Source organism: Kribbella qitaiheensis (genome assembly GCF_014217565.1).
GTDB lineage: Bacteria > Actinomycetota > Actinomycetes > Propionibacteriales > Kribbellaceae > Kribbella > Kribbella qitaiheensis_A.
Genome location: NZ_CP043661.1, coordinates 3,042,627 through 3,065,070, shown reverse-complemented (window position 1 = coordinate 3,065,070; position 22,444 = coordinate 3,042,627). Strand labels below are relative to the sequence as shown.

The following is a 22,444-nucleotide window of genomic DNA, read 5'->3' as shown; positions in this document are numbered from 1 at the left end:
TCGGGCTGTGGATCTTGGAGAGATGCGGGAGACGTACGGGCTGGGGGAGTTGCTCGAGAGCCAGGTCGATGCCGACCCGATCGTGCAGTTCGGCAAGTGGCTCGCGCAGGCCACCGAGGCGGGGCTCGCGGAGCCGAACGCGATGGTGATCGCCACGGGCCGACGCGGACGGCCGTCCGTCGGCGCGGACTGTGCTGCTGAAGGGTCTGGACGAGCGCGGCTTCGTCTTCTACACCAACCAGCAGTCCCGCAAGGCTGACGACCTCGCCGCCAACCCGTACTGCGCTCTGGTGTTCCCCTGGCACGCCATGGAGCGCCAGGTCCGGGTCGAGGGTGTAGTCGAGAAGGTCGCGTCCGACGAGGTCGACGCGTACTTCGCCAGCCGGCCGCGCGGTTCCCAGCTGGGCGCCTGGGCCTCCCAGCAGAGCCAGCCGGTGGAGAGCCGGGAGGAGCTGGACCTGCAGTACACCTCGTACGAGCGGCAGTGGCCGGACGGCACCGAGATCTCGACCCCCTACTTCTGGGGCGGCTACCGCATCCGCCCCGAAGCCTTCGAGTTCTGGCAAGGCCGCACCGGCCGCCTCCACGACCGCCTCGCCTACCGGCGCACGAGCTCCTCTTCCTGGGAACTAGTCCGACTCCAGCCCTGATCTTGGACCGGCCCGGTCTCGCGGAAGCCGTGTTGTTGCCACCAGCGGGCCAGTGGGCCCGGCGCCCACCAGTTGGCTCGGCCGAGTAGGCGCATGGTGGCCGGGACCAGTAGGGCCCGTACGACGGTCGCGTCGAGGAGGATCGCGATCACCAGGCCGACGCCGATCATCTTGACGAACACGATGCCTGAGGTGGCGAAGGCGCCGACCACGATGATCAGCAGCAGTGCGGCGCTGGTGATGATCCCACCGGTTCGCTGCAGGCCGAGTGCGACCGAGCGGGTGTTGTCGCCGGTCCGGTCGTACTCCTCGCGGATGCGGCTGAGCAGGAACACCTCGTAGTCCATCGACAGCCCGAACAACACCGCGAACAGCAGTACCGGGTTGGTCGCGTCCAGGAACCCCGACGGGGTGAAGTCGAGCAGGCCGGTCAGGTGGCCCTCCTGGAAGATCCACACCATCGCGCCGAAGGACGCCGAGAGTGAAAGCACGTTCATCAGCAGGGCCTTGGCCGGAAGGACAAAGGAGCCAAAGGCAACGAACAGCAGGATGAATGTCACTAGCACGATGAACCCGGCCATCCACGGCACGCGCTCACGTAGTACGTGTAAGAGATCGACCAGAGCGGCAGTGTCGCCGCCTACTTCGACAGTGGTTCCGGCGGGCGGCTGCACGGCACGGACCGCCTTCACCACATCGCGTGCCGGCAGTTCCTGGGACGTGTAGTGGGTGTGGACCTGGACGGAGGCGACACCGTTCTTGTAGCCGGTGAGCTGCACGTCCTGCACATCACGCACCTGGCCGAGCTGCTGGATGTAGGGAGCTAGCGCTTGCTGTGCATCTGCCGGCGGTGTGGTGAAACGGACGGCCACCAGTACGTCGGATCCGCCGGCGCCGGCGAAGTCGTTCTGCAGGGTCTCGGTGACCGTACGGCTGTCCGAGCCGGCCGGTAGCGCTCGGTGGTCCACACCGCCTAGTTGCACTTGCAGGAAAGGGATTCCGAGCACGAGCAGAAGCGGAACCAGTACTACGACGTAGCGGATCGGGCGCCGCATCACGCTCTGCGCGAGCCGGTACCACGGGCCGTGCTCGGTCGCGCCGAGCCCGCCTCGCCTTGCCAGCCAGGGAACTCGCAGCTTGTTCACCCGATCGCCAAGCACCGCAAGCAACGCGGGTAGCGCGGTCAGGGCGGCGAACATGGCCACCAGCACGGCAGCGGCCCCGCCGTACGCCATCGAACGCAGGAACATCACCGGGAACAACACCAGGCTGGAGATCGCAACTCCGACGGTGACTCCAGAGAACGCGACCGTCCGCCCGGCCGTGCCCATCGTGACTGTCAGCGCAGTTTCCACGTCGTTGCCGAGAGCAAGTTGTTCGCGGAACCGGGTGACGATGAACAGCGCGTAGTCGATCGCCAGTCCCAGTCCGATCATCGTGACGATGTTGATCGAGAACACGGAGACGTCAGTGAAGGTGGTCAGCGCGCGCAGTACGACGAAGGCGCCGAGAATCGCCAGAGCGCCCACGAACAACGGCAGACTCGCGGCGACCAGGCCGCCGAAGACGATCACCAGCAGGATCAGCACGATCGGCAGCGAGATCGTCTCCGCGTTCACGATGTCGTGCTCGGTCTGGGCGTTGATCTCGTCGTTGATGCCGTCCTCGCCGCCGATCTTCACGTCGAGCCCGGCCGGTGCCTGCCGGACCTGGTCGGCGATCTTGCGGAAGGTGGCCAGCCGCTCGTCGGGATCCGCGCCGGCCAGCGTGAGTACGGCGTACGTCGAGTGCTGGTCCTTGGAGACGAAGGCGGGGGACTTGGTGCTCCAGAAGGTCGTGGTGCCGAGCACTTCCCTGGAGGGCAGGTCCGCGAGGTGCTGCTCGACAGCGCTGCGGAAGGCGGGGGCGCTCGTCGTCTGCGTCGGGCTGCGGTAGAGCACGACCACATCGGTGCCGGCCCGGCCGATGCTCTGCTCGATCGTGCGGACGGCGCGGGCTGCCTCCGTGTCCGGCGCCTCGAAACCGCCGTTCGCCAATGAGCCGAACACCCCGGTGCCCCAGGCGATCGCGGCCACCACGAACAGGCCGGTCAGAGCTAGCACCAGGCGGCGGTGCCGGTAGTTGAATCTGCCGAGCCTTTCGAACACGATCGTGCTCCCTCTGGGCGAAGATTTAACAGTGGTCGCTTTAGTGAACACCGTTAACAGTTAACGGTGTAAACTGAACCGCATGTCGGGCCTGGCTGTCAAGGAGTTCGCGGTACGGTTCGGGGCGACGGAGAAGGAGTAGGTCGAGGTGGAGGGCGAGAGCCGGCGGGATCGGCAGCGGGCCGCGACGGTGGCGGAGATCAAAGCCGCGGCGCGGAAGCTGCTGGTCGAAGGTGGCGTGTCCGCGGTCGGGCTGCGCGCCGTCGCCCGCGAGCTCGGACTCAGTGCGCCCGCGCTCTACCGGTACTTCGCCAGCCATGAGGACCTCATCTCGGCGCTGATCGCCGACCTGTACGACGAGCTCACGGCGTACCTGGTCGGTCTGCGTGACGGCGACCCGGCGTCGGATCTCGGCGAGCAACTGTTCCTGATCGCCGGCGGGCTAAGGGATTGGGCGCTGGCCCATCCGGCGGAGTTCGGATTGCTGTTCGGTGCGCCGGCTCCGAACCCGCTCGATCCGGGGCACGAGTTCACCGAGAACCACCAGGCGGCGATGCGGTTCGGGGCGGTGTTCAAGGACCTGGTGGCGAAGGTGTGGCATCTGCAGCCGTTCGAGAGTCCGGCGGACGAGGTGCTCGGGACGGAACTGGTCGCGCAGCTCGAACAGAAGTCGGAGGTCTTCGACGGGATGCCGGCCGGAGCGGTCTATCTGGCGCTGACCTACTGGACCCGGCTGTACGGCCTGATCTGCATGGAGGTCTTCGGCCAGCTGCACTGGGCGCTGGACGACGCAGGCGCGTACTTTGCGGCGCAGTTGCGCGAGATCGGCGAGGCGCTCGGGTTGGACTGCCCACCGGCCGACGAGGCTCTGCCCGGCTGAGCGATCGGGCGCGGCGTACCGGCGTTCGGAGAAATAAAAAGACCCGTGGACGCTTCCGGAGACACGACCGGGTGGTCGAGCTCGGGGTCAGGCGGACTTTCCTGACTGTCCACGGATCCGGTGGCTGGCGTTGAACTGGCCGACCACTTGCCCACTGAATTAGTGGTTGGCGGTCAGCCCGCCGCCACCTCACGAGTCCGAGTGAAATTCATACCTTGGACCACCTCCCTTCGCGTGTAACTGAAACCTACGTCGCGACCAGGAGCTGATCAAGGGAGTTTTCACCGACAGTGGAACGACCTCCTGTGGTCCCATTGCAGACATGGTCTTCAGGCTCGGATTGCCCGTCATCGTGCTGCTGGTCGGAACCGTCTGGTTCGCGTGGTCGTCGTACCGCCGGGCTGCCATCGCAGAGCAGACCGTGACCGAGCTCAACGCCGAGACGAAGGCGCTGATGGGGGAGGTCCGGAGGCTCGAGAAGGCGGTCGCGGCTGCCGAGCAGGGCCTGCGTACGCTCAGCTCGCATCCGTCGGTCCCGCGCGACGTCGCGCTGACCGCCGACCTGACGATCGCCGACCTCCGGCGACTCACCGAGGGCAAGGAGCTCGACCACTGATGGCAAAGCTGGGGAACGCGACCGCGGCCGCCGAGAATCGGCTGAGTAAAGGCGGCAACGTGAAGATGAAAGTGATCGGCGGTCTGGTCCTCGCGGTGATCGCGTTGATCATCCTGTTCAACATCTTCAACTTCGCCAGCACGGACGCGAACCGGATCGGGCTGCACTACGGCGGCGGCGTGATCGAGGACAAGAAGTTCAAGTCGATCGTGCCGCCCGGTTCGACGAACAAGCTGATCGGGCCCGGCGACAAGCTGTACACGTACCCGATCGATCAGCGGTCCTACATCATCGGCGGCGCCGGCGCGGACACCGACAACGCCGACGAGGTCACCGTGGTGAGCAAGGACAACGTGCGGCTCGGCGTACGGGTGCAGGTCTACTTCACGCTGAACCGGGACCCGAAGGTGATTCAGCAGTTCCACGAGCGGATCGGCCTGAAGACCGACGCCTACACGCAGGCAGGCTGGGACGCGATGCTGCAGTCCTACTTCCGGCCGCAGATCGACCGGGCGCTGGCTGCCGTCGCCACCGACTACCTGTGGAACGAGCTCTACAACAACGAGGCTCGCAAGACGAAATTCCAGAGCGCGGCCGCTACCAAGTTCACCGAGCTGCTGCCGGCTGCCGTCGGCGGCGACTACTTCTGCGGCCCGTCGTACACCGGTGGGAACGCGTGCGGCGAGCTGTCCTTCACGATCCAGAAGCCGACGCCGCTGGACAAGGGCATCATCGACGGGCTCGAAGCCAAGCAGCGGGCCGAGCTCGCCAAGCAGGCGCAGGAGCAGAAGAACCAGCAGATCAACGTCGAACTGCAGTCCGTCAAGCAGCAGGTCGCGTTGCTGGGGTCACAGGGTTACCTGCTGAAATCCGCGATCGAGTCGGGCAAAATCCAGTTCATGGTGATTCCGCAGAACGGCAACGTGAGCATCCCGGTGCCCACTCCGACGACGACGCCGCGCTGAACCCATGTCCGCGCTGCCGTCCCATCTCGAGCTGGTGCAGGGCGTCGTCCTGCCCAGGCCGGTCGGCGCTGACCCGGTCCTCGACTTCCTGAACACCCGTTCCGAGTGGGCCGGCCGAGGGCCCGCCCGGAGCGAATGGCTCACGTCGTACCAGGCGCTGGTGATCTGGACGGGGTACGTCGGGCTGCTCACCGACGCGAGCGTCTTCCGGCTGATCGAGCAAGCCGCCGTCAAACCCACCGACGCCGCCCGCCGGCTGGAAGCGGCTCTCGAGTTCCGCGCCGACCTGTACGACGTACTCACCGACTCGGGCGCAGCGGGTTCCTTCGACGCCGCCGCCCGGGTGATCGACCAAGCCGGCGCCCGCCGAAGGCTCCTCGCAGTACCGGCCGACGGCAACGGCTTCCGCGCCGCATGGGACCTACCGGAAGACCTCGGCCTCCCTTTGGACCAGCTGGCCCTCCTCGCAGCAGACCTCTTGACAGGCCCTTCCCGCGACCACATCCGAGCCTGCCCCGGCGACGCCTGCGGCTGGCTCTTCCTGGACCCAAGAGGCCGCCGCCGCTGGTGCTCCATGTCCACCTGCGGCAACAGAGCCAAAGTCCGAGCCCACGCAGCCAGAACCCGCTAACACCCACGTACCAAGGGGAAAACACCCACGTACGACGGGGAAAGCACCCACGCAGCTCCTCCGTCGCGGCTCGTTGGCTGCGAGGTTGCTCATCACCGCTCGCAGCAGTCGGATGGCGACGTCGACCAGCTCGCCGTCCTGGCTGCCCGGGTGGCGGTGGTCAGGATCAGATCGTCCTCGGCGCCCCGACGGTGCACCAGCAGCGTGCGGCTCCGGCTTGTCTTCAGCTGGGCAACCGTGCGGTTGGGGTGCTGAAGCAGGTCGGAGAAGGTGACTTCCTGCGGTTCGACCATAGTTCCTAGGTAGTTGCCAACTCGCAGGAACTCAACGTCGATCCGGTACTGCGACGTGGCGGGCGTCGGCGGTTAGGGGTTGAAGGGGGTTAGGCCCGTGGTGAGGAGGGTGGCGGCGCGGTGGCGGCGACGTGACGGAGGTCGTCTATCGACTTGAGCCGCAGGCTGGGGGCACGCGTTTCACCTAGGAGCACACGGGATTCACCGGGATCGGCGGGTTCTTCATGGCACAGCTACTGGGCGGGGTCCGGCGGAGATGCTGAGCGTCGGCCTGCCTGCGGTCCTGGCCGATCTCGACGACAGCGGCGCTCCGCCCCGGCAGCAACCTCAAGCCGAAGAACTAGGTCGGTCAGTTGAAGAGGGCCGGGTTTACCAGGATCCAGGTGTGGCGGGCGCGGGCGAGGATTCGGCCGTCGGCGTCGTAGAGGGTGGTGGCGGTGTGGGTTTTGCGGCCGTCCTCGGCGAGGATGCGGCCCATGATGACGCAGGTTTCGCCGGCGGATGGGCGGGCGTCGACGCGGGCGGTCATCTGGCCGAGGACCGACGGGCGGCCATCGAGGTCGATCGTCCAACCGCCGGGGCAGTCGAGGGCTGACCAGAGATAGACGGGATCGACCAGGCCGTCCGGGCCGGTCAGGTCGGCGGCTGGGCGCCAGGTGCAGGCGGTACGGCCGTCGCCGAGCGGGCCTGGGCGCAGGTGGAGGCCTTCTGTGTTCTCGGGGCCGCAGACGAAGCAACCTGGGAATGGGTGGTTGGAAAGACCCCTGTACGACGCTTCTGCCGCGCGCGCCTCGTCGGGGGTGACTGGGTCGATCGCCGCGTCCGCCAGGGTCTCCGCGTCGACGGGGACTGCCTCGGCGACCAGAGTCTCGCCGGTGGTCAGGCGGGCGGCGTTGGTGTCGACGGTCAGGTCGAGGTCGAGTTGCATCGGTGGCGGAACCATCAGGCGTACTCGCGGGACCGTGCCGTCGACGGCGACCCCGGCGAGCGCAGTACCGACTCTTCCGGCGACGTAACCGCCATTGCCCGATTGGGCGGGGCCCCGGAACCGCGGAGCGATCCGCACCACCTCACTGGTCATGGCCAAAGACCCTAACCCCGCAAGGCGAGGGGGCGGGGCTGCGGGTCGGATCGGTCGCTCTGTGGTGAAGGTGAGGGAACGAAGGCGAGGTGGGCGGAGGCACAGGGCGATGAGCCGAGGGGAGCGGCAACTGGGGTGGATATGGGCGGGCTTGCGGGGGATTGGGTGGGGTAAGGGTGGGTGGTGAGGCCGAGCTGGGTGGTCTGGCTTCGGCTGGTTGGAGGGGTTGGAGGGGTTAGGTGTGGCATCGATTGCAGGGGAATTTGCGAGGAATCCTGCGTTTTCTGAAGAACTTTGCAGATTTACTGCTCCGACCACTCTCATTCAAACGTCCGTTTGAACTATGCTGACTGCAGGCTACGGCGCGTGAGCAGGTGGGGTGCCTGAGCGAGCAGTGGCCGGGGGGAAGGAGAACTCTGTGGAAACACCCGTGGAATCAACCCGGGAAAGATTGCTCAACATCGCCGAGCAGAGGTTCGGCGAGGGGGGTTACGAAGGTACCTCGCTGCGAGCCATCACGGTCGCGGCAGCAGCCAATATCGCCGCTGTGAACTATCACTTCGGTTCGAAGGAAGCGTTGCTCCGGGCCGCGGTCGCTCGGGCGATGGCGCCGGTGAACACCGAGCGCCGGCGCCGGCTGGACCAGTTGGAGGCGAAAGGCCGGCCGACGGCCGAGCAGTTGATCCGCGCGTTCGTCGAGCCAGGACTTGATCTCGTACTACGCCGCGGTGAGCGCGGGCCGGTGGTCGCCAGGTTCATCGGCCGGATCGCGTTCGACCCGAGTCAGCGGATCCGCGAACTGTACGCCGCCGAGTCGGATCCGGTCGAGGCGAGGTATCTGGCGGCATTGCAGGCCGCGTTGCCGAGGTCCGCGCCGGAGTCGGTCGCGTTCGGCTACGTGAACATGCTCGGGCTGCTCGCCCTGCACCAATCGCAGGCGCTCGCCAAGCCGCCGGGGGACGCGGTCGATCCGGTCGACGATCCGGGCAAGCTGGCCGAGAACCTGATCGCGTTCCTGGTCGCCGCCTTCGACCGGGGCCTCCGCGCTTGAACAGCTGTGTGAAGCGGGGTCTGGGCTGATTGGTCCCGTCGAGGGTGTCCAGAAAATGCTCGCGGATGTTCGAACCGTGCGATAACGCTGCATAATGGCACTCCGTGGACCCCTGTGAAGTCGTGGTTGCCGTCGATCTCGGTGGAACCCGGATGAAGTGCGGCCTGGTCGCCGCCGACGGTGCCGTGCTGCACCGCGAGACCAGGCCGACACCCCGGGAGGCCGGGGGCCGCGCCGTGCTCGAAGCCCTGCTCGAAACCGTCGTCGAACTGGGCCAGAAGGCGGCCGCCGACGGCCACCGGGTCCGGGCCGTCGGGGTCGTGGTGCCCGGCATCATCGACGCCGCGACGGGCACCGTCGGAGCCGAGAACCTCGCCTGGGCCGGTACGCCGGTGCTCGCGGAGCTGAAGGCTGCGATCGGCCACGACCAGCACGTGATCCTGGCGCACGACGTCCGCGCGGGCGGCTACGCCGAGCTCCGCCAAGGCGCCCTGACCGGTACGACGAACTCGCTCTTCCTCCCGCTCGGTACCGGGATCGCGGCGGCCATGGTCGTCGACGGTTCGCTGGTCAGCGGTGACGGATACGCCGGGGAGCTCGGCCACACCCGGTTCGTGAACGGCGAAGCCGCCGAGCTCTGCGCCTGCGGCCAATGGGGCTGCCTCGAGACGGTCGCCTCTGCCGCCGCCTTGGCAAGACGGTACGGCGTACGCACGGGCCGGGTCGTCGACGGCTCCCGTGAGGTTCTCGAGCTCCTCGCGGAAGGCGATCCCGACGCCGAGGCCGTCTGGAAGGAAGCGATGGCCGCTCTGATCGACGCCCTGGTCCTCTACACGACCCTGGTCGCGCCGACCCGGATCGCCATCGGCGGCGGGCTGGTCGGAGCCGGTGAAACCCTGCTGGCGCCGCTGCGCGAGGGTGTCACCGCGCGGCTGACGTTCCAGCGCAACCCGGAGATCGTCGCCGCCGTCCTCGGCGAAGAGGCCGGTTGTCTAGGTGCCGCTTTGATGGCCTGGGACAGCGTCACCGCCGAAGAGAGTGGAGAACAGCCGGTATGACGACGTATCGCGTGGGCCGCCTGGTCACGCCCGACGACGTACTCGAGAACGCCTGGATCCAGGTGGTCGACAGCGACATCTTCGCCTTCGGCCGCCGGTCCGACGGGATGCCGGCCGACGGGCAGCGCCCCGAGGACCTCGGCGACGTCACGGTGGTCCCCGGCTTCGTCGACATTCACACGCACGGCGGTGGCGGTTCGACGTACTCGACGACCGACCCCGAGGAGGCCCGCAAGGTCGCGGCCTTCCATGCCAGGCACGGCACCACCACGACGATGGCGAGCCTGGTCACCGGACCGCTCGACGAGCTCGTCAGTCAGACCGCCTGCCTGGCCGATCTGGTCACCGACGGCGTGATCGCCGGCGTACACCTCGAAGGCCCGTTCCTGTCGGAGGCCAGTTGTGGCGCGCACGAGCCGACGCTGCTGCGCGACCCGGTCGAGGGTGATGTCGCGAAGGTGCTCGGCGACGCGGTGAAGATGGTGACGATCGCGCCGGAGCTGCCGAGCGGGCTGGACGCGATCCGTCAGGTCGTCGACGCCGGCGTGGTCGCGGCGCTCGGGCACACGGACGCGACGTACGAACAGATGATCGCCGGGGCGGATGCCGGCGCGACGGTGGCGACCCATCTCTTCAACGGGATGCGGCCGTTCCATCACCGCGACCCGGGTCCGGTCGGCGCCGCGCTGAACGATCCGCGGCTGCTGCTCGAGGTGATCAACGACGGAATGCACCTGGATCCGCAGGTGGTTCGGGTCGCCCTGGCCGCGGCCGGTGTGAACCGGATCGCGCTGATCACCGACGCGATGATCGCGACCGGAATGCCGAACGGGCGCTACCTGCTCGGCAGTCTCGAGGTCGATGTGAAGGACGGGCTGGCGACACTTGCCCACGGCACCCATTCGATCGCCGGCAGCACCTTGACGATGGATGTCGCGTTCGCCAACGCGGTCAAGGCCGGGACGTCCCTGGTCGACGCGTCGCGGATGGCGTCGACCACGCCGGCCGAGGCGTTCGGTTGGTACAACGTGGGTGGTATCGAGACCGGCAAACGGGCCGATCTTGTTCTCCTGGACGAGGAGTACGCCGTCCGTAAGGTGATGCGGGCCGGCGCGTGGCTGGATTGATCGGCACCGTCACTCTCAACCTGGCGCTCGACGTCACCTACAGCGTCGACGAGCTTGTTGTCGGCGGCAGCCACCGGGTCACCGATCCGCGGCAGCGCGCAGGTGGCAAGGGTGTCAACGTGGCAAGGGTCGCGGCGACGCTGGGCCATCAGGTCCTCGCACTTGGGTTCGTCGGTGGAGTGACCGGCGAGCTCGTCGCCGAAGAGCTTTTCGATGCCGGACTGACCGCCCTGCTGACACCGATCAGAGGCGAGACCCGCCGGACTGTTGCCATCGTCAACGGTGTCGACGGTGACGCGACGATCTTCAACGAGCAGGGGCCGTCCATCTCGGATGACGAGTGGCGCGCCTTCCATGACCGGATGCCGTGGGGCAGGCTCGGCGTACTGGCGTGTTCGGGAAGTCTGCCGCCTGGACTTCCGGCCGATGCCTATGCGGAGCTCGCTGTCCGGGCGCGGCATCACGACGTACTCACCGTGATCGACGCCGGTGGTGAAGCGCTGGTCGCCGCGGCGAAGGCAGGCGCTGTCGTCCGCTCCAATGCGGCCGAGCTGCGCGATGCCCTGGGCAACGACATCTCTGTCGAAGAAGGCGCGAGGCAACTAGTCGTCGCCGGGGCCACAGCTGCCGTCATCACGGACGGTTCGCGCGGGATGGTTGCCGCCAGCAAGAGTGGTGCCTGGCGTGCGCTGCCGGTCGAGCGCGTAGCCGGAAACCCCACTGGCGCAGGAGATGCCTGTACTGCGGTGGTCGCGGCCGCCGTCGCGGAATCACCCGAGCCCGACTGGTCCGTAGTACTCAAGTCGGCCGTAGCTGCCTCAGCGGCGGCCGTCCTGACACCGGTTGCCGGCGACATCGACCTATCGGCGTACCGGCGGTGGCAGCCGCAGGTCGCCGTCCAAAGTTTGTAGACAAGGGAGTTCGAGATGCCGTTGGTTTCCGGAGCCGAGGTCGTGCTGGGTGCCGCGAAGGCGGGCAAGGGCGTCGGCGCGTTCAACGTGATCCAGCTGGAGCACGCGACCGCGCTGATCGCAGGGGCCGAGCAGGTCGGTGCGCCGGTCATCCTGCAGATCAGCGAGAACGCGGTGAAGTATCACGGCGCGCTGAAGCCCATCGGCGTTGCCACTCTGGCCGCCGCGTCGGCGTCGACAGTGCCGGTCGTGGTGCATCTCGACCACGCGATGGATCGCGACCTGGTCAGTGAGGCGGTGTCGCTCGGCTTCACCTCGGTGATGTTCGACGCCTCCAAGCTCGAGTACGCCGACAATGTCGCGGTGACCACCGAGGTGACCAAGTTCTGCCACGATCACGGTGTCTTCGTCGAGGCGGAGATCGGTGAGGTCGGCGGCAAGGACGGCGTCCACGCGCCTGGCGCCCGCACGCGCCCTGACGAAGCCCTCGCCTTCGCCGAGGCAACCGGTGTCGACGCCCTCGCGGTCGCCGTCGGCTCCTCCCACGCGATGACCGAGCGCACCGCCGAGCTCGACTTCGCGCTGATCGCGGAACTGCGCGCCGCAGTACGGGTTCCCCTTGTTCTGCACGGATCTTCGGGTGTCGCGGACGCGGACCTGACCCGCGCTGTCGAGGCCGGGATGACGAAGGTCAATATCGCCACCCACCTCAACAACGTCTTCACCGCCTCGGTCCGCGAGACCCTCGCTGCCAACCCCACCTTGGTTGACACCCGCAAATACCTGGGCCCGGCCCGTACCGCGGTCGCCACCGAGGTAGCCCGCCTTCTCACCTTGCTGAAGGCGATCTGGGTTCCGCAGCAGTTGACGGCGATCTAGAGCGAGGCGTTGCCGCGGACCCAGCCGGCGCGGAGCTGGTCGCGGGCGATCCGCACCTGGTCACGGGCGCTCGCGTCCGGCACCTCGTAGTCGTCGATCAGCCGTGTCAGCGCGAACTCGATCGCGGCCACCACGGCGTCCTCCGGAGAGACCTCCGACTCGTTGACACCGGACACGCCGGCGGTCAGGGCCGCGATGCCGGCCAGCTCCTGCGGGGTGAGCTGCAGCCGCAGCTCGGTTCTGCCGTCCACGCATCCTCCTCGGCGGTTGGTAGAGTCATCTTGCAATGCAACGTTCATGTTTCACAAGAGCGCCCTGGCTGAGGAGTCGATCGGTATGACGGCAACCACGGTGGACCAGACCCTGCGGGCAGCCACGGTCGAGGTGCTGGCCGAGCACGGCTGGAACGGCGTCACGCTGGAGCGGGTCGCCGAACGTGTCGGCCGGTCCCGCGTCACCCTGTGGCGCCAGGGTCTGTCCGTCGAGACGCTGCTGAACGCCCTGCTCGACGACCTGGCGCAGGACTACCGCGACACCATGTGGCCGGTGCTCGCCGCGCACGGCTCCGGCCGGGAGAACCTGCTGCGCACCCTGACCGCCTTGTTCGAGGTGATCGACCGGCACATCCCGCTGGTGTTGTCCTCCGACCTGATCTTCCATCGCGAGCAGGAACGCAACGGCTCGGTCTCCTTCCTGGATCCGTTCGAACGCTTCCTGCGCGAGGGGGTGGCGGACGGCTCCCTCCATCCCCGGGGACGGATCAGCGACGTTGCCGAGGTGTTGCTCGTGAGTGCCGCTTTCACTTACGTCCACATGCGCGGACGGCATCACTGGTCCCGGTCCAGGGTCCGCTCGCTGACGCTGGACCTGGTCCTGCGTGGCATGGTCGATCCCTGATCCTCTGCAACATAGGTGTTGCAGAAACTGCAACGTTGGCGTTTCATAGGTGCATCAGATCCGAGCGCCGAGGAGGCGCCTTCGAGAGGGACGGTCGCCATGACACTGCCGTACGCCGAACCACTGACCAAGCTGGCACCTGGACCGCGGGTGATCCCCGAGCCGCCACGGATCGGCGAGCCTGGCGGGGATCCGTGCGGGTTCTGCGCGTGGATCGCCGATCCGGCGCGCTCGGGGCATCAGCCGCCGCTCTGGAGTGACGAGGACTGGGTGCTCTGCCGGGCGGTCGACGTCACCATTCCCGGCATCGTGTGGTTGGCCAGCAGGGAGCATCACGACTCGTTCGCCGACCTGCCCGACCGGATGGCCGCGAGCTACGGCGGCGTGGTCGCCCGGATCGAGCGAGCCATCCTGGCGCTCGGTGACATCGCGCGGGTGCACGTCTACCGCTGGGGCGACGGCTCGGCCCACTTCCATGTCTGGTTCTACCCACGCCCGCTCGGAATGCTCGAAGCCCGTCGCGAGATGCTCCCACTCTGGGCGGACCTGATGCCGGCGGCGCCGGCTGAAGCCGTCGCGGCGGCCGAAGAAAAGATCGCCGCAGCCCTCCTGGCGAGCGACCCCCGGCCGTGACCACCGCCCCGGACCCCACAGACCCGCCGAGCGACCGGAAGCCGGCCGACAGCGAGCGGACCGACGGCGATCAGCCTGGGCTGGTTCGGCGGTTGGGGGTGCGGGATGCGGTGGTGATCGGGCTGGGGTCGATGGTCGGTGCCGGTGTCTTTGCCGTCTGGGCGCCGGCCGCCCGGGCAGCAGGTGGCTGGTTGCTCGTCGCGTTGGTGATCGCGGCAATAGTTGCCTACTGCAACGCGGCTTCGTCCGCGCAACTGGCCGCGGTCTACCCGGTCTCCGGTGGGACCTATGCCTATGGGCGCGAGCGGTTGGGCCCGTGGTGGGGCTACACAGCCGGCTGCGCCTTCGTGCTGGGGAAGACCGCATCCTGCGCCGCGATGGCGCTCACCTTCGCCACGTACGCCGTACCGGGGCCGGCCTGGATCCGCCGTGTCGTCGCGCTGATCGCAGTACTCGCGCTGGCCGGTGTGAACTCCAGAGGCGTCACCAAAACCGCCAGGCTCACCCGCGTCCTGGTCGCCTGCACCCTGGTGATTCTCGTCGGGGTCGTAGTCGTGCTGGCGGTCTCACCCTCCGCTCACCACACCACCTCCTGGCCGACCAGCGCAGGCCCGTACGGCGTATTGCAGGCAGCCGGACTGCTCTTCTTCGCCTTTGCCGGCTACGCGCGGATCGCGACGATGGGGGAGGAGGTCCGCGACCCCGCCCGGACCATCCCGCGGGCGATCTCGCTCGCCCTCTTCCTTGCCGTCGGCCTCTATCTCGTGGTCGGGTTGAGCCTGCTCCTGGTCCTCGGGCCCGACGGGATCGCGGGATCGGGCGCACCAGTGGCAGCCGCTGTGGACGCGGTCGGCGCCGCCTGGGCCGAACCGGTCGTCCGCGCCGGCGCTGCGGTGGCGAGCCTCGGCGCGCTACTCGGCCTGATCGCCGGGATCGGCCGGACCTCGCTCGCGATGGCCCGGAACGGGGACCTGCCGCGCTGGCTGGCGGCGGTCCATCCCCGGTTCCAAGTGCCGCACCACGCCGGACTCGCGCTCGCCGTGGTGGTCGGAGTCCTCGTCCTCAGCACCGACCTTCGCGGCGTGATCGGCTTCTCGTCTTTCGGCGTCCTGCTGTACTACGCGATCGCCAATGCGGCGGCCTTCACCCAGCCCCGGGACCAGCGACGCTGGCCCCGGGCGGTCAATGTGCTCGGCTTGCTGGGTTGTCTCGTCCTGGCCTTCACCTTGCCGCCTGCCGCTGTGGTCACGGCCGCCGTCCTGCTGGCGATCGCTCTGCTGCTGCGGTTGCTGGTCAGGTCAGGTCGCGACGGATCCGCCAGACGCTGAAACCGACCAGCAGGAACGCGAGGGCGAAGAAGACCCCGGTCTCGCGCCATTGCAGATCCCAGAACCGGTTGGCCGGGATGTACTTGATCTGTTGCCGGTAGCCCTCGTCCGCCAACCGGGTGAAGCAGGTTTGCAGGCTCTGCCGCGGTTCCTTCTCTTCCGGCGCATTGGGCGGGGGCGGCGCGCAGGCTCCGAACCAGGTGGGCAGAAAAGCCTGCGGCTTCCCGGCGGAGTTCACCGTCCGGTCGGACAGTTTCCAGTCGCCCGGTCCGCCCATCTGGACCTCGAGCCCCTTCACTTGAGGATCCGTCGGCGATCCCTGGATCTCGATCCCACGCATGTTCTCGGTCGTCACGATCACCGTCGTCGTAGCGGGGGTGACCAGGTGTGGGCGCAGCAGCGTCGGCGTGAAGATCTGTACCGCGATCACCACCGCCAGGGTGATCGCGACGGCGACCAGGCTGCGCCGTACGACGATGCCGATCGCGACGCCGAGAGCGAAGGCGAAGGCCGTGTAGCCGATCGGTACGACGCCGCGGGCGCCGAACACCGCGGGCCACAGCCGGGGCAGGAACGAGTTGGTTTGCTGGCCGGCGCCGACCGCGTCGTCGATCGGATCGGCCCAGCGGCTCACCGCGAGGCTGAGCAGGCCGGTGACGACCAGCGCGGACCCACCGGAGATGGCCAGCTTGGTGAGCAGCCAGCGGGTCCGGCTGATGCTCTGGTTCCAGACCAGCCGGTGCGTCCCGGCCTCCAGTTCGCGCGCGACCATCGGCGCTCCCCAGAAGGCGCCGATCAGCGGCGGAGCGGCGTACATGGCGATCGTGCCGATGATGTACAGACGCTTGTTCCACTGCTGGAACTCGAGCTGATCGAGGAAACCGGACTTGTAGGTCTGATAGGTGTTCAGCAGGTCAGGTCCGGTCAGGATCAGCGCGAAGCCGATCGCCAGCGCCGCGGCGCCGATCACCAGCGCCTGCAGGCGGAACTGACGCCAGGTCAGCCAGATCATCTTTGGACCTCCAGGACCGGACGGGATTCGGGTGTGACAGCGCGGCCCATATAGGCGAGCACCAGGTCTTCCAGGGAGAGCTGGCTGACGGTCCAGGCGGGATCGAGGATCGGCTGGTCGGTACGGATCACCAACGTGGACTGGCGATCCGTGTGGCTCGCCGAGATCACGTGCTGGGCCGCGGGCAGCGTCTTCTCGTCGCGACGTGGTCCACTGAGCCTGTAGTGCGTCGCCAGCAGGGTCTCGATCTCGCCGCTGATCTGCACCCGGGAGTCGACCAGGACGACCAGGTAGTCGCAGGACCGTTCGACATCCGAGACCAGGTGGGACGACAGGACGACGCTCAGCTCCTGTTCGGCGACGGCCTCCATCAGGTCCTGGAGGAACTCCCGCCGGGCCAGCGGATCGAGGGCCGCGACCGGCTCGTCCAGGATCAGCAACTCAGGCCGCTTCGAGATGCCCAGCGTGAGCGCGAGTTGGGCGCGCTGACCGCCGGACAACCGGCCGGCCCGTTGCTTCGGGTTCAGGCCGAGCCGCTGGATCCGGGCCTGGGCGAGGGAATCGTCCCAGTTCGGGTTGAGGCCCGCGCCGAGTCGTAGATGGTCGGCGATGCTCAGCCGGCTGTACGTCGGGGTGTCCTGGGCAACGAATCCGATCTTCGCCCGCTGCGAGGTACCTGCCGGACTGCCGAGCACCTCGATCGTGCCGCTGGTCGGCGTCAGCAAGCCGACGGCCAGGTTCAGCAGCGTGCTCTTACCGGCGCCGTTGGGACCGACCAGTCCGACGACCCGGCCGGCCGGTACCTCGAGGGTGCAATCGGACAGCGCCCAGCGCCGCCCGTATTTCTTGCCCAACCCGTGGGCCTGCAGCACTGTGTTCACGCTATTTCCTCCTGGGCGGCGGTCCGAAAGGTGGCCAAGAAAAGTGCCTCGATGCTCTCGTCGTCGAGCCCGGCCCGGCGCGCCTTGGTGAGCCAGCGCCGCAGGTCCTGCCGGAGCGGCCCGTGCGCGGCGAGCGAGGTGTCGGCGAGCGTCTGGGTGACGAACGTCCCGACGCCCTGCTTCGCCGAGACCAGGCCTTCGTGCTCCAGCTCGCGATAGGCCTTCAGCACGGTGTTCGGGTTGATGGCGAGCTGGCCGACCACCTCTTTGACGGTCGGCAGCCGGTCCCCGACCTGCAGCATCCCCAGCCGGAGCGCGTTGCGGACCTGCTGGACGATCTGCTGATAGGGCGAGACGCCCGACCGCTCGTCGAGATGGAACTCGATCATCGCGTTCTCCTATTCATCTAGTTAACTAGTACAATACGCTGCTGGGTGGGTCGGTCGTCAAGAGTGGTCCTGCCCTGAGGGAGGATTCGGGGATGACTGAGGCAGAGGTGACCGTCCGGCCGGCCGTCGAGGCGGACAGTGCGGCGCTGATCGAGCTGGAGCGGACGGCCTTCGACTCGCGGTCGGGCTTCCCGTCCTTCCGGGTCGCCGAGCGCGAGTCGTTCTTCACCGAGCGCTGCCAGCCGCAGAACGTGCTGGTGGCGATGGACGGCGACGAGATCGTCGGCTTCGCCCGGCTGACCGACAAGTATCCGTTCCCCGAAGGCGTCGGCGTACTGACGGTCGGCGGTCTGGCGGTGGCGTTGACGGCGCGGCGTCGTGGTGTCGGCTCAGCGCTGCTGAACGCGATCAAGGCCGAGGGGGAACGCCAGGGCGCGCGCAAGATCTGCCTCGACGTCTTCGGCGTCAACGACGAGGCGCAGCGGCTGTACGCGCGACACGGCTACATCGTCGAGGCCCGGCGGACGGCGGAGTTCACCATCGACGGTGAGCTCATGAACGATCTGGGCCTGGCGCTGTTCCTTTGATCGCGGCGTAACGGCGCAGCGACTCCTGCCGCGCTTCGGCATGGTCGACGATCGGCCGCGGGTACTCCGACGGCGAGTCGTCCTTCCACGGTTCATGGGCCGACTTACCAGGCAGGTCCTGCAGTTCGTGGACCCATCGACGGACGTAGCTGCCGTCGGGATCGAACTTGAGTCCCTGCGTGGTCGGGTTGAAGATCCGGAAGTACGGCGAGGCGTCGGCACCGCAGCCCGCGACCCACTGCCAGTTCAGCGAGTTCGAGGCGAGATCGCCGTCGCGCAACTGCCGCATGAACCAACGGGCGCCGTACTTCCAATGCAAGTGCAGGTCCTTCACCAGGAACGACGCGACCACCATTCGCACCCGGTTGTGCATGAAGCCGGTCTCGGCCAACTGCCGCATCCCGGCGTCGACGATCGGGTACCCGGTCAACCCGTTGCACCAGGCATCGAACGCGTCGCCCGGCTCGTCGTACTCCATCTGCTCGAACTCCGGCCGCAACGGCTTCCAGGCTGCCTCCGGGTATCGCGCGAGCAGGTCGGCGCAGAACTCGCGCCAGGCCAGCTCCCGCTGGTACGCCGCAGCGCCATCGCTCGGCTTCCGGAGCAGGTCTGCCAGCATCGTCCGCGGGTGGATCTCGCCGTACTTCAACGGGACCGACATCCGCGAGGTGGAATCCAGATCCGGCCGATCCCGCTCGTCGTCGTACGCCGCGACGTCGTCGAGGTACTCGTGCCAGTGCTTCAGCGCGGCCTCCTCGCCGGCTGCCGCGGCGCTCTCCGGCAGCGCGTCACTCCGCTTGCCGATCCACTTGACCCCCGTCGGCGGCTCCACCGGTTGCCGCCAGCCATGGTCGCGCCAAGCGCCGTAGTACGGGGTGAAGACCTTGTACGACGAACCCTGCTGGGTCAGCACCCGGCCGGGCGCCACGGCGTACGGCGATCCGGTGCTGACGAGTGGGCAATCGAGCGCGGCCTCGACTGCCGAGTCGCGGCGTTGTCCGTACGGGCCGTAGTCGGCGGCGATGTGCACGTTGACCGCGCCGATCTCCGCCGCGAGCGCCGGGACCACCTTCGCCGGATCGCCATGCCGTACGACGAGTTTGCCGCCGATCGAGTCCGACAGGCTCCGCAGCGACGAGACCAGGTGATCGCGCCGCGGCGACCCCGCCTTGTCCCACAGCGCCGGGTCGAGCACGAACAACGCGAGCACGCTGCCATCGCCTGCCGACACCGCGTCCAATAGCGCGGGATTGTCCGCCAGCCGCAGATCCCGCCGAAACCACATCACCGCAGACCCCATCGCTCCATCCTGGCCGATGAACAACTTTCGAGCCCGCTTGAACGATGTCGGGTGGGCCGTGGGGTGGGCAATTGGGTAAGGCTTGCCTATGTGAGTGAGAATGGGTGTCGTGAGCGAGCTGATCGATACCACCGAGATGTACCTGCGGACCGTCTACGAGCTGGAAGAAGAAGGCATCCTGCCGCTGCGCGCGCGGATCGCCGAACGGCTCCACCAATCCGGCCCGACGGTCAGTCAGACGGTGGCCCGGATGGAGCGTGACGGCCTCGTCACGGTCGAGGGTGATCGGCACCTGGAGCTCACCGAGGTCGGCCGGATGCAGGCGACCCGGGTGATGCGCAAGCACCGGCTGGCCGAGCGGCTGCTGGTGGACGTCATCGGGCTGGAGTGGGAGGACGTGCACGCGGAGGCCTGCCGCTGGGAGCACGTGATGAGCGACGCGGTCGAGCTGCGGCTGCTGAAGATCCTGGACAACCCGACCGAGTCGCCGTACGGCAACCCGATCCCGGGCCTGGAGGAGCTGCAGAAGGACACCGTGGCGACCGCGATCGGCGAGTTCCGGTTCGGTGTCGAGCCGCTCGACAAGGTGCTGGACGCCGCGACCGGCGAGAGCGTCCGGGTGCTGGTGCGGCGGATCGCCGAGCCGGTGCAGACCGACGACGACGCGATGTCCGTACTGCGCCGCGCGGGCGCGCTGCCCGGCCGCGAGGTCGACTCGATGCTGGACGCCGAGGGTGTCCTGGTCGGCAGCCGCGAGGCCGGCGGTGTGATCAGCGACGAGACCGCTGGGCACATCTTCGTCAGCGTGGTTTGAAGGTCCGGCACTTCAGAGCTGTATTAAGAACGCGTACTGGCAGCGCTCGATGCTGTACTGAGTGTGGTCAGGCAGTAACGTCTGTCCGCGATGCCTGAGAACGAGATCGACTGGCCCGGGTACCTGCGGCAGTTCCACACCGCGACCCCGGGCAGTACCGAAGCCCTGCTGTCCCGTGCCGTGTCGGGCGACCACACGCCGTACCGGTGGCTGGTCCGAGCCGTGTCCGCGGAGTCCCGCCGGATCCTGGACCTGGCCTGCGGCAACGGTCCGGTCGCCCGCGAGCTGTACGGCCGGTGGGTGGTCGGCGTCGACAACAACTCGGTCCAGCTCAGCGGGTCACCCGGGCCCAAGGTGCAGGCGGACGCGTCGCACCTGCCGTTCGCGAACGAGGCGTTCGACGTGGTGACGTGCTCGATGGGCCTGATGGTCCTCCAGCCGCTGCCCGAGGTGCTGGCCGAGGCGGCGCGCGTACTGCGACGGGGAGGCGTGTTCGCGGCCACCGTCCCGGCCGTCCGGCCGTTGCGTCGTGGTGACATCCGGACGCTCTCCGGGCTGACCACGCGGCTCCGGTCCACCCCGCAGTTCCCGGCGGGAGGCGAGATCACCGGCCTGCGGGACCTGATGCGGGTCGCCGGTTTCGACATCTTGGAGAGTCAGCGCGAGCGCTATGCGTACACCGTCCGGTCTCTTGAGGACGCTCGCCGCATGGTCGGTGCGCTGTACCTGCCGGGGAGCAATGACGCTCGTCGTGAGGCCGCTGCCGCCTGGCTGGCCGAGCGCGCCGAAACCAAGGAAGACGGCCTGGAGGTCGCCATCCCGGTTCGCCGGCTGACCGCGATGCGGGCGAAGCCGGCCTTGCCCTAGGGCCACCGGTTGGGCGGCCGAGGTAGCTGACGGCGCGGGTAGGTACGGTTCTCGTGTGGCTGCTCTGGTCTGGTCGGTTCGGTCGGTGGATCACGCCCTCGACGGCGAGACGGTCTACCGCGAACTGCTGGCCGATGAGCCGGTCGCCTTCTGGCTCGACGGGAGCCTGACCGACCGCGCGGAGCGCCGCGTCTCGGTCCTCGGTACGTCGGTCGGCGGGGACGTCGTCGTACGCGATGTCGCCGATGGGGATGTGTTCGCGGAGCTCCGGGAGCTTCTTGCCGCTCGACGCGCGCGGCTGCCCGCAGTACCGGAGGAGATCGCCGAGCTGTTCGGCGGTGGGTATGTCGGGTATTTCGGGTACGAGTTCAAGGCGCTGACCGGGGGAGCGACGGCCCACGAGGCGCCGACGCCGGACGCGTTGTGGATCTGGGCCGATCGGTTCGTGGTCATCGATCATGATCGCGATGTCAGCTATCTGGTCGCCGTGCACGAGCCGGATGATGTGGCGGCGGCTGGTTGGGGTGATGGCTTGCCTGCTTCTTGGTGGATGAGTGGGCGGGGTCAGCCGGAGATCGCGGCGCTGGATCTCGAAGCGCATCTGGAGCAGGACCGGGCGACGTACCTGGCCGGGATCGACACGTGCATGGCCGCGCTCGAGGCCGGCCGGACGTACGAGGTCTGCCTGACGAACCGGGTTCGGCTGCCCGCGGTGGAGGATCCGCTCGAGTTCTACCTCTGGCAACGCGAGCAGAACCCGGCGCCGTACTCGGCCTTCCTCCGGTACGGCGAACTCGCGGTGGCCAGCTCGTCGCCCGAGCGGTTCCTGACCGTTGACGCGGACGGCTGGGCCGAATGCCGGCCGATCAAGGGCACCGCGCCGCGCTCGGCCGACCCGGCTCAGGACCAGCTGGTCGCGAAGGCGCTGGCCGAGGACGAGAAGACGCGCGCCGAGAACCTGATGATCGTCGACCTGATCCGCAACGATCTCGGCCGGGTGAGCCAACCGGGCACCGTGCAGGTGCCGCAGTTGATGGCTGTGGAGACCTACCAGACCGTGCACCAGCTGGTCACGACGGTGCGTGGCCGGCTGCGGCCCGACGTCGACGCGCTGGACGCCGTACGGGCTTGTTTTCCGCCCGGATCGATGACGGGCGCACCGAAGATCGCGACGATGGAGCTGCTCGATTCGCTGGAGTGGAGCGCTCGCGGCGTCTACTCGGGGGCACTCGGCTATTTGACCGTCGACGGGCGCGCGGACCTGAGTGTGGTGATCCGCACCGCGGTGATGACGCCGGCCGGCACGGTGGTCGGCGCGGGCGGCGCGATCGTGCTCGACTCGGACCCGGCAGCGGAGTACGACGAAATGGTGCTCAAGGCAACAGCAGCGATCGGCAGGATCTCATGAGTTCACTGATGGGCGACGGATTGCTGCTCGTGACGACGG

The 22,444-nt window shown here is 68.0% G+C and carries 26 protein-coding genes; 18 read left to right on the top strand and 8 right to left on the bottom strand.

Features of this window, described 5'->3' with window-relative positions; translation table 11 throughout:
* Positions 1–7 precede the first annotated feature (7 nt).
* Positions 8–259 carry a hypothetical protein gene (locus tag F1D05_RS40200; protein WP_246486681.1) on the top strand — a complete coding sequence of 84 codons (252 nt, stop codon included), beginning with the start codon at positions 8–10 and terminating at the stop codon, positions 257–259.
* On the top strand, positions 192–650 hold the full coding sequence (pdxH, locus tag F1D05_RS14075) for a pyridoxamine 5'-phosphate oxidase (protein ID WP_246486680.1): 459 nt from the start codon (positions 192–194) through the stop codon (positions 648–650). The genes F1D05_RS40200 and pdxH overlap by 68 nt, the downstream gene beginning before the upstream one ends.
* On the opposite strand, the gene F1D05_RS14070 is transcribed toward pdxH, so the two are convergent.
* Positions 599–2,797 (bottom strand): MMPL family transporter, encoded by a 2,199-nt coding sequence (locus F1D05_RS14070; protein ID WP_185448113.1) that lies wholly within the window; start codon positions 2,795–2,797, stop codon positions 599–601. The two genes, pdxH and F1D05_RS14070, sit on opposite strands and share 52 nt — an antisense overlap.
* A gap of 148 nt (positions 2,798–2,945) precedes the next feature.
* On the opposite strand from F1D05_RS14070, the gene F1D05_RS14065 reads away from it, so the two are divergent.
* From F1D05_RS14065 to F1D05_RS14050, 4 genes are all read left to right on the top strand, one after another.
* A complete protein-coding gene (locus F1D05_RS14065) occupies positions 2,946–3,677 on the top strand; it encodes a TetR/AcrR family transcriptional regulator (protein WP_185448112.1) in 732 nt (243 codons plus the stop codon).
* A gap of 322 nt (positions 3,678–3,999) precedes the next feature.
* Positions 4,000–4,293 (top strand): hypothetical protein, encoded by a 294-nt coding sequence (locus tag F1D05_RS14060; RefSeq protein WP_246486679.1) that lies wholly within the window; start codon positions 4,000–4,002, stop codon positions 4,291–4,293.
* Entirely contained in the window at positions 4,293–5,258 is a 966-nt protein-coding gene (locus F1D05_RS14055; protein ID WP_185448111.1) for an SPFH domain-containing protein, read from the top strand. Before F1D05_RS14060 ends, F1D05_RS14055 begins: the two co-directional genes overlap by 1 nt.
* A 4-nt stretch (positions 5,259–5,262) precedes the next feature.
* A complete protein-coding gene (locus tag F1D05_RS14050; RefSeq protein WP_185448110.1) occupies positions 5,263–5,889 on the top strand; it encodes a CGNR zinc finger domain-containing protein in 627 nt (208 codons plus the stop codon).
* A 92-nt stretch (positions 5,890–5,981) separates the two neighbouring features.
* On the opposite strand, the gene F1D05_RS14045 is transcribed toward F1D05_RS14050, so the two are convergent.
* Together F1D05_RS14045 and F1D05_RS14040 are read right to left on the bottom strand one after the other, a co-directional pair.
* The gene (locus tag F1D05_RS14045) at positions 5,982–6,182 is read right to left on the bottom strand and encodes a hypothetical protein (RefSeq protein WP_185448109.1); all 201 of its coding nucleotides are present in this window, start codon (positions 6,180–6,182) and stop codon (positions 5,982–5,984) included.
* A 349-nt stretch (positions 6,183–6,531) separates the two neighbouring features.
* The gene (locus F1D05_RS14040; protein WP_185448108.1) at positions 6,532–7,263 is read right to left on the bottom strand and encodes a hypothetical protein; all 732 of its coding nucleotides are present in this window, start codon (positions 7,261–7,263) and stop codon (positions 6,532–6,534) included.
* A gap of 418 nt (positions 7,264–7,681) precedes the next feature.
* Here F1D05_RS14040 and F1D05_RS14035 point away from each other — a divergent pair, with 418 nt between their 5' ends.
* The 5 genes from F1D05_RS14035 (at position 7,682) to F1D05_RS14015 (ending at position 12,289) form a co-directional block, all read left to right on the top strand.
* Complete coding sequence (locus F1D05_RS14035; protein ID WP_185448107.1) at positions 7,682–8,314, top strand: TetR family transcriptional regulator; 633 nt, start codon at positions 7,682–7,684, stop codon at positions 8,312–8,314.
* A gap of 104 nt (positions 8,315–8,418) precedes the next feature.
* Positions 8,419–9,372 carry an ROK family protein gene (locus tag F1D05_RS14030; protein WP_246486678.1) on the top strand — a complete coding sequence of 318 codons (954 nt, stop codon included), beginning with the start codon at positions 8,419–8,421 and terminating at the stop codon, positions 9,370–9,372.
* The gene (gene nagA / locus F1D05_RS14025; protein ID WP_185448106.1) at positions 9,369–10,499 is read left to right on the top strand and encodes an N-acetylglucosamine-6-phosphate deacetylase; all 1,131 of its coding nucleotides are present in this window, start codon (positions 9,369–9,371) and stop codon (positions 10,497–10,499) included. Before F1D05_RS14030 ends, nagA begins: the two co-directional genes overlap by 4 nt.
* Entirely contained in the window at positions 10,487–11,410 is a 924-nt protein-coding gene (locus tag F1D05_RS14020; protein WP_206686208.1) for a 1-phosphofructokinase family hexose kinase, read from the top strand. The genes nagA and F1D05_RS14020 overlap by 13 nt, the downstream gene beginning before the upstream one ends.
* Positions 11,411–11,425: 15 nt before the next feature.
* The gene (locus F1D05_RS14015) at positions 11,426–12,289 is read left to right on the top strand and encodes a class II fructose-bisphosphate aldolase (RefSeq protein WP_185448105.1); all 864 of its coding nucleotides are present in this window, start codon (positions 11,426–11,428) and stop codon (positions 12,287–12,289) included.
* On the opposite strand, the gene F1D05_RS14010 is transcribed toward F1D05_RS14015, so the two are convergent.
* Positions 12,286–12,540: a hypothetical protein gene (locus F1D05_RS14010; RefSeq protein WP_185448104.1), complete on the bottom strand. Its 255-nt coding sequence runs from the start codon at positions 12,538–12,540 to the stop codon at positions 12,286–12,288. The genes F1D05_RS14015 and F1D05_RS14010 overlap by 4 nt on opposite strands.
* A gap of 85 nt (positions 12,541–12,625) precedes the next feature.
* Between F1D05_RS14010 and F1D05_RS14005 the strand changes: the two genes are divergently transcribed.
* The 3 genes from F1D05_RS14005 (at position 12,626) to F1D05_RS13995 (ending at position 15,147) form a co-directional block, all read left to right on the top strand.
* A complete protein-coding gene (locus tag F1D05_RS14005; protein WP_185448103.1) occupies positions 12,626–13,186 on the top strand; it encodes a TetR/AcrR family transcriptional regulator in 561 nt (186 codons plus the stop codon).
* 99 nt (positions 13,187–13,285) lie between these two features.
* On the top strand, positions 13,286–13,819 hold the full coding sequence (locus F1D05_RS14000) for a hypothetical protein (protein WP_185448102.1): 534 nt from the start codon (positions 13,286–13,288) through the stop codon (positions 13,817–13,819).
* Positions 13,816–15,147 carry an APC family permease gene (locus F1D05_RS13995; protein ID WP_246486677.1) on the top strand — a complete coding sequence of 444 codons (1,332 nt, stop codon included), beginning with the start codon at positions 13,816–13,818 and terminating at the stop codon, positions 15,145–15,147. The genes F1D05_RS14000 and F1D05_RS13995 overlap by 4 nt, the downstream gene beginning before the upstream one ends.
* Here the strand turns inward: F1D05_RS13995 and F1D05_RS13990 are convergent.
* Genes F1D05_RS13990 through F1D05_RS13980 form a run of 3 tightly spaced genes read right to left on the bottom strand, consistent with a single transcriptional unit; the run spans position 15,113 to position 17,429 of the window.
* Positions 15,113–16,159 (bottom strand): ABC transporter permease subunit, encoded by a 1,047-nt coding sequence (locus F1D05_RS13990; RefSeq protein ID WP_185448101.1) that lies wholly within the window; start codon positions 16,157–16,159, stop codon positions 15,113–15,115. The two genes, F1D05_RS13995 and F1D05_RS13990, sit on opposite strands and share 35 nt — an antisense overlap.
* On the bottom strand, positions 16,156–17,040 hold the full coding sequence (locus tag F1D05_RS13985) for an ABC transporter ATP-binding protein (RefSeq protein WP_185448100.1): 885 nt from the start codon (positions 17,038–17,040) through the stop codon (positions 16,156–16,158). Before F1D05_RS13985 ends, F1D05_RS13990 begins: the two co-directional genes overlap by 4 nt.
* A complete protein-coding gene (locus tag F1D05_RS13980) occupies positions 17,037–17,429 on the bottom strand; it encodes a GntR family transcriptional regulator (RefSeq protein ID WP_185448099.1) in 393 nt (130 codons plus the stop codon). Before F1D05_RS13980 ends, F1D05_RS13985 begins: the two co-directional genes overlap by 4 nt.
* A gap of 92 nt (positions 17,430–17,521) precedes the next feature.
* On the opposite strand from F1D05_RS13980, the gene F1D05_RS13975 reads away from it, so the two are divergent.
* On the top strand, positions 17,522–18,016 hold the full coding sequence (locus F1D05_RS13975; RefSeq protein ID WP_185448098.1) for a GNAT family N-acetyltransferase: 495 nt from the start codon (positions 17,522–17,524) through the stop codon (positions 18,014–18,016).
* On the opposite strand, the gene F1D05_RS13970 is transcribed toward F1D05_RS13975, so the two are convergent.
* Positions 17,982–19,316, bottom strand: coding sequence for a cryptochrome/photolyase family protein (locus F1D05_RS13970; RefSeq protein WP_185448097.1), 1,335 nt, complete (start codon positions 19,314–19,316; stop codon positions 17,982–17,984). The genes F1D05_RS13975 and F1D05_RS13970 overlap by 35 nt on opposite strands.
* 100 nt (positions 19,317–19,416) lie before the next feature.
* Between F1D05_RS13970 and F1D05_RS13965 the strand changes: the two genes are divergently transcribed.
* From F1D05_RS13965 to pabB, 3 genes are all read left to right on the top strand, one after another.
* Positions 19,417–20,130: a metal-dependent transcriptional regulator gene (locus tag F1D05_RS13965; RefSeq protein WP_185448096.1), complete on the top strand. Its 714-nt coding sequence runs from the start codon at positions 19,417–19,419 to the stop codon at positions 20,128–20,130.
* A 90-nt stretch (positions 20,131–20,220) separates the two neighbouring features.
* Positions 20,221–20,997, top strand: coding sequence for a class I SAM-dependent methyltransferase (locus tag F1D05_RS13960; RefSeq protein ID WP_185448095.1), 777 nt, complete (start codon positions 20,221–20,223; stop codon positions 20,995–20,997).
* A 55-nt stretch (positions 20,998–21,052) separates the two neighbouring features.
* Positions 21,053–22,405 carry an aminodeoxychorismate synthase component I gene (gene pabB / locus F1D05_RS13955; RefSeq protein ID WP_185448094.1) on the top strand — a complete coding sequence of 451 codons (1,353 nt, stop codon included), beginning with the start codon at positions 21,053–21,055 and terminating at the stop codon, positions 22,403–22,405.
* Positions 22,406–22,444: the final 39 nt, after the last annotated feature.

What these genes read in the sequence shown, in the direction of transcription:
- F1D05_RS13965 (WP_185448096.1), top strand. Translation starts at nt 19,417, where the DNA reads ATGGGTGTCGTGAGCGAGCTGATCGATACCACCGAGATGTACCTGCGG.
- F1D05_RS14055 (WP_185448111.1), top strand. Translation starts at nt 4,293, where the DNA reads ATGGCAAAGCTGGGGAACGCGACCGCGGCCGCCGAGAATCGGCTGAGT.
- F1D05_RS13975 (WP_185448098.1), top strand. Translation starts at nt 17,522, where the DNA reads ATGACTGAGGCAGAGGTGACCGTCCGGCCGGCCGTCGAGGCGGACAGT.
- F1D05_RS14000 (WP_185448102.1), top strand. Translation starts at nt 13,286, where the DNA reads ATGACACTGCCGTACGCCGAACCACTGACCAAGCTGGCACCTGGACCG.
- F1D05_RS13960 (WP_185448095.1), top strand. Translation starts at nt 20,221, where the DNA reads ATGCCTGAGAACGAGATCGACTGGCCCGGGTACCTGCGGCAGTTCCAC.
- F1D05_RS13990 (WP_185448101.1), bottom strand. Translation starts at nt 16,159, where the DNA reads ATGATCTGGCTGACCTGGCGTCAGTTCCGCCTGCAGGCGCTGGTGATC.
- F1D05_RS14060 (WP_246486679.1), top strand. Translation starts at nt 4,000, where the DNA reads ATGGTCTTCAGGCTCGGATTGCCCGTCATCGTGCTGCTGGTCGGAACC.
- nagA (WP_185448106.1), top strand. Translation starts at nt 9,369, where the DNA reads ATGACGACGTATCGCGTGGGCCGCCTGGTCACGCCCGACGACGTACTC.
- F1D05_RS14015 (WP_185448105.1), top strand. Translation starts at nt 11,426, where the DNA reads ATGCCGTTGGTTTCCGGAGCCGAGGTCGTGCTGGGTGCCGCGAAGGCG.
- F1D05_RS14050 (WP_185448110.1), top strand. Translation starts at nt 5,263, where the DNA reads ATGTCCGCGCTGCCGTCCCATCTCGAGCTGGTGCAGGGCGTCGTCCTG.
- F1D05_RS14005 (WP_185448103.1), top strand. Translation starts at nt 12,626, where the DNA reads ATGACGGCAACCACGGTGGACCAGACCCTGCGGGCAGCCACGGTCGAG.
- F1D05_RS14045 (WP_185448109.1), bottom strand. Translation starts at nt 6,182, where the DNA reads ATGGTCGAACCGCAGGAAGTCACCTTCTCCGACCTGCTTCAGCACCCC.
- F1D05_RS13980 (WP_185448099.1), bottom strand. Translation starts at nt 17,429, where the DNA reads ATGATCGAGTTCCATCTCGACGAGCGGTCGGGCGTCTCGCCCTATCAG.
- F1D05_RS13970 (WP_185448097.1), bottom strand. Translation starts at nt 19,316, where the DNA reads ATGGGGTCTGCGGTGATGTGGTTTCGGCGGGATCTGCGGCTGGCGGAC.
- F1D05_RS14040 (WP_185448108.1), bottom strand. Translation starts at nt 7,263, where the DNA reads ATGACCAGTGAGGTGGTGCGGATCGCTCCGCGGTTCCGGGGCCCCGCC.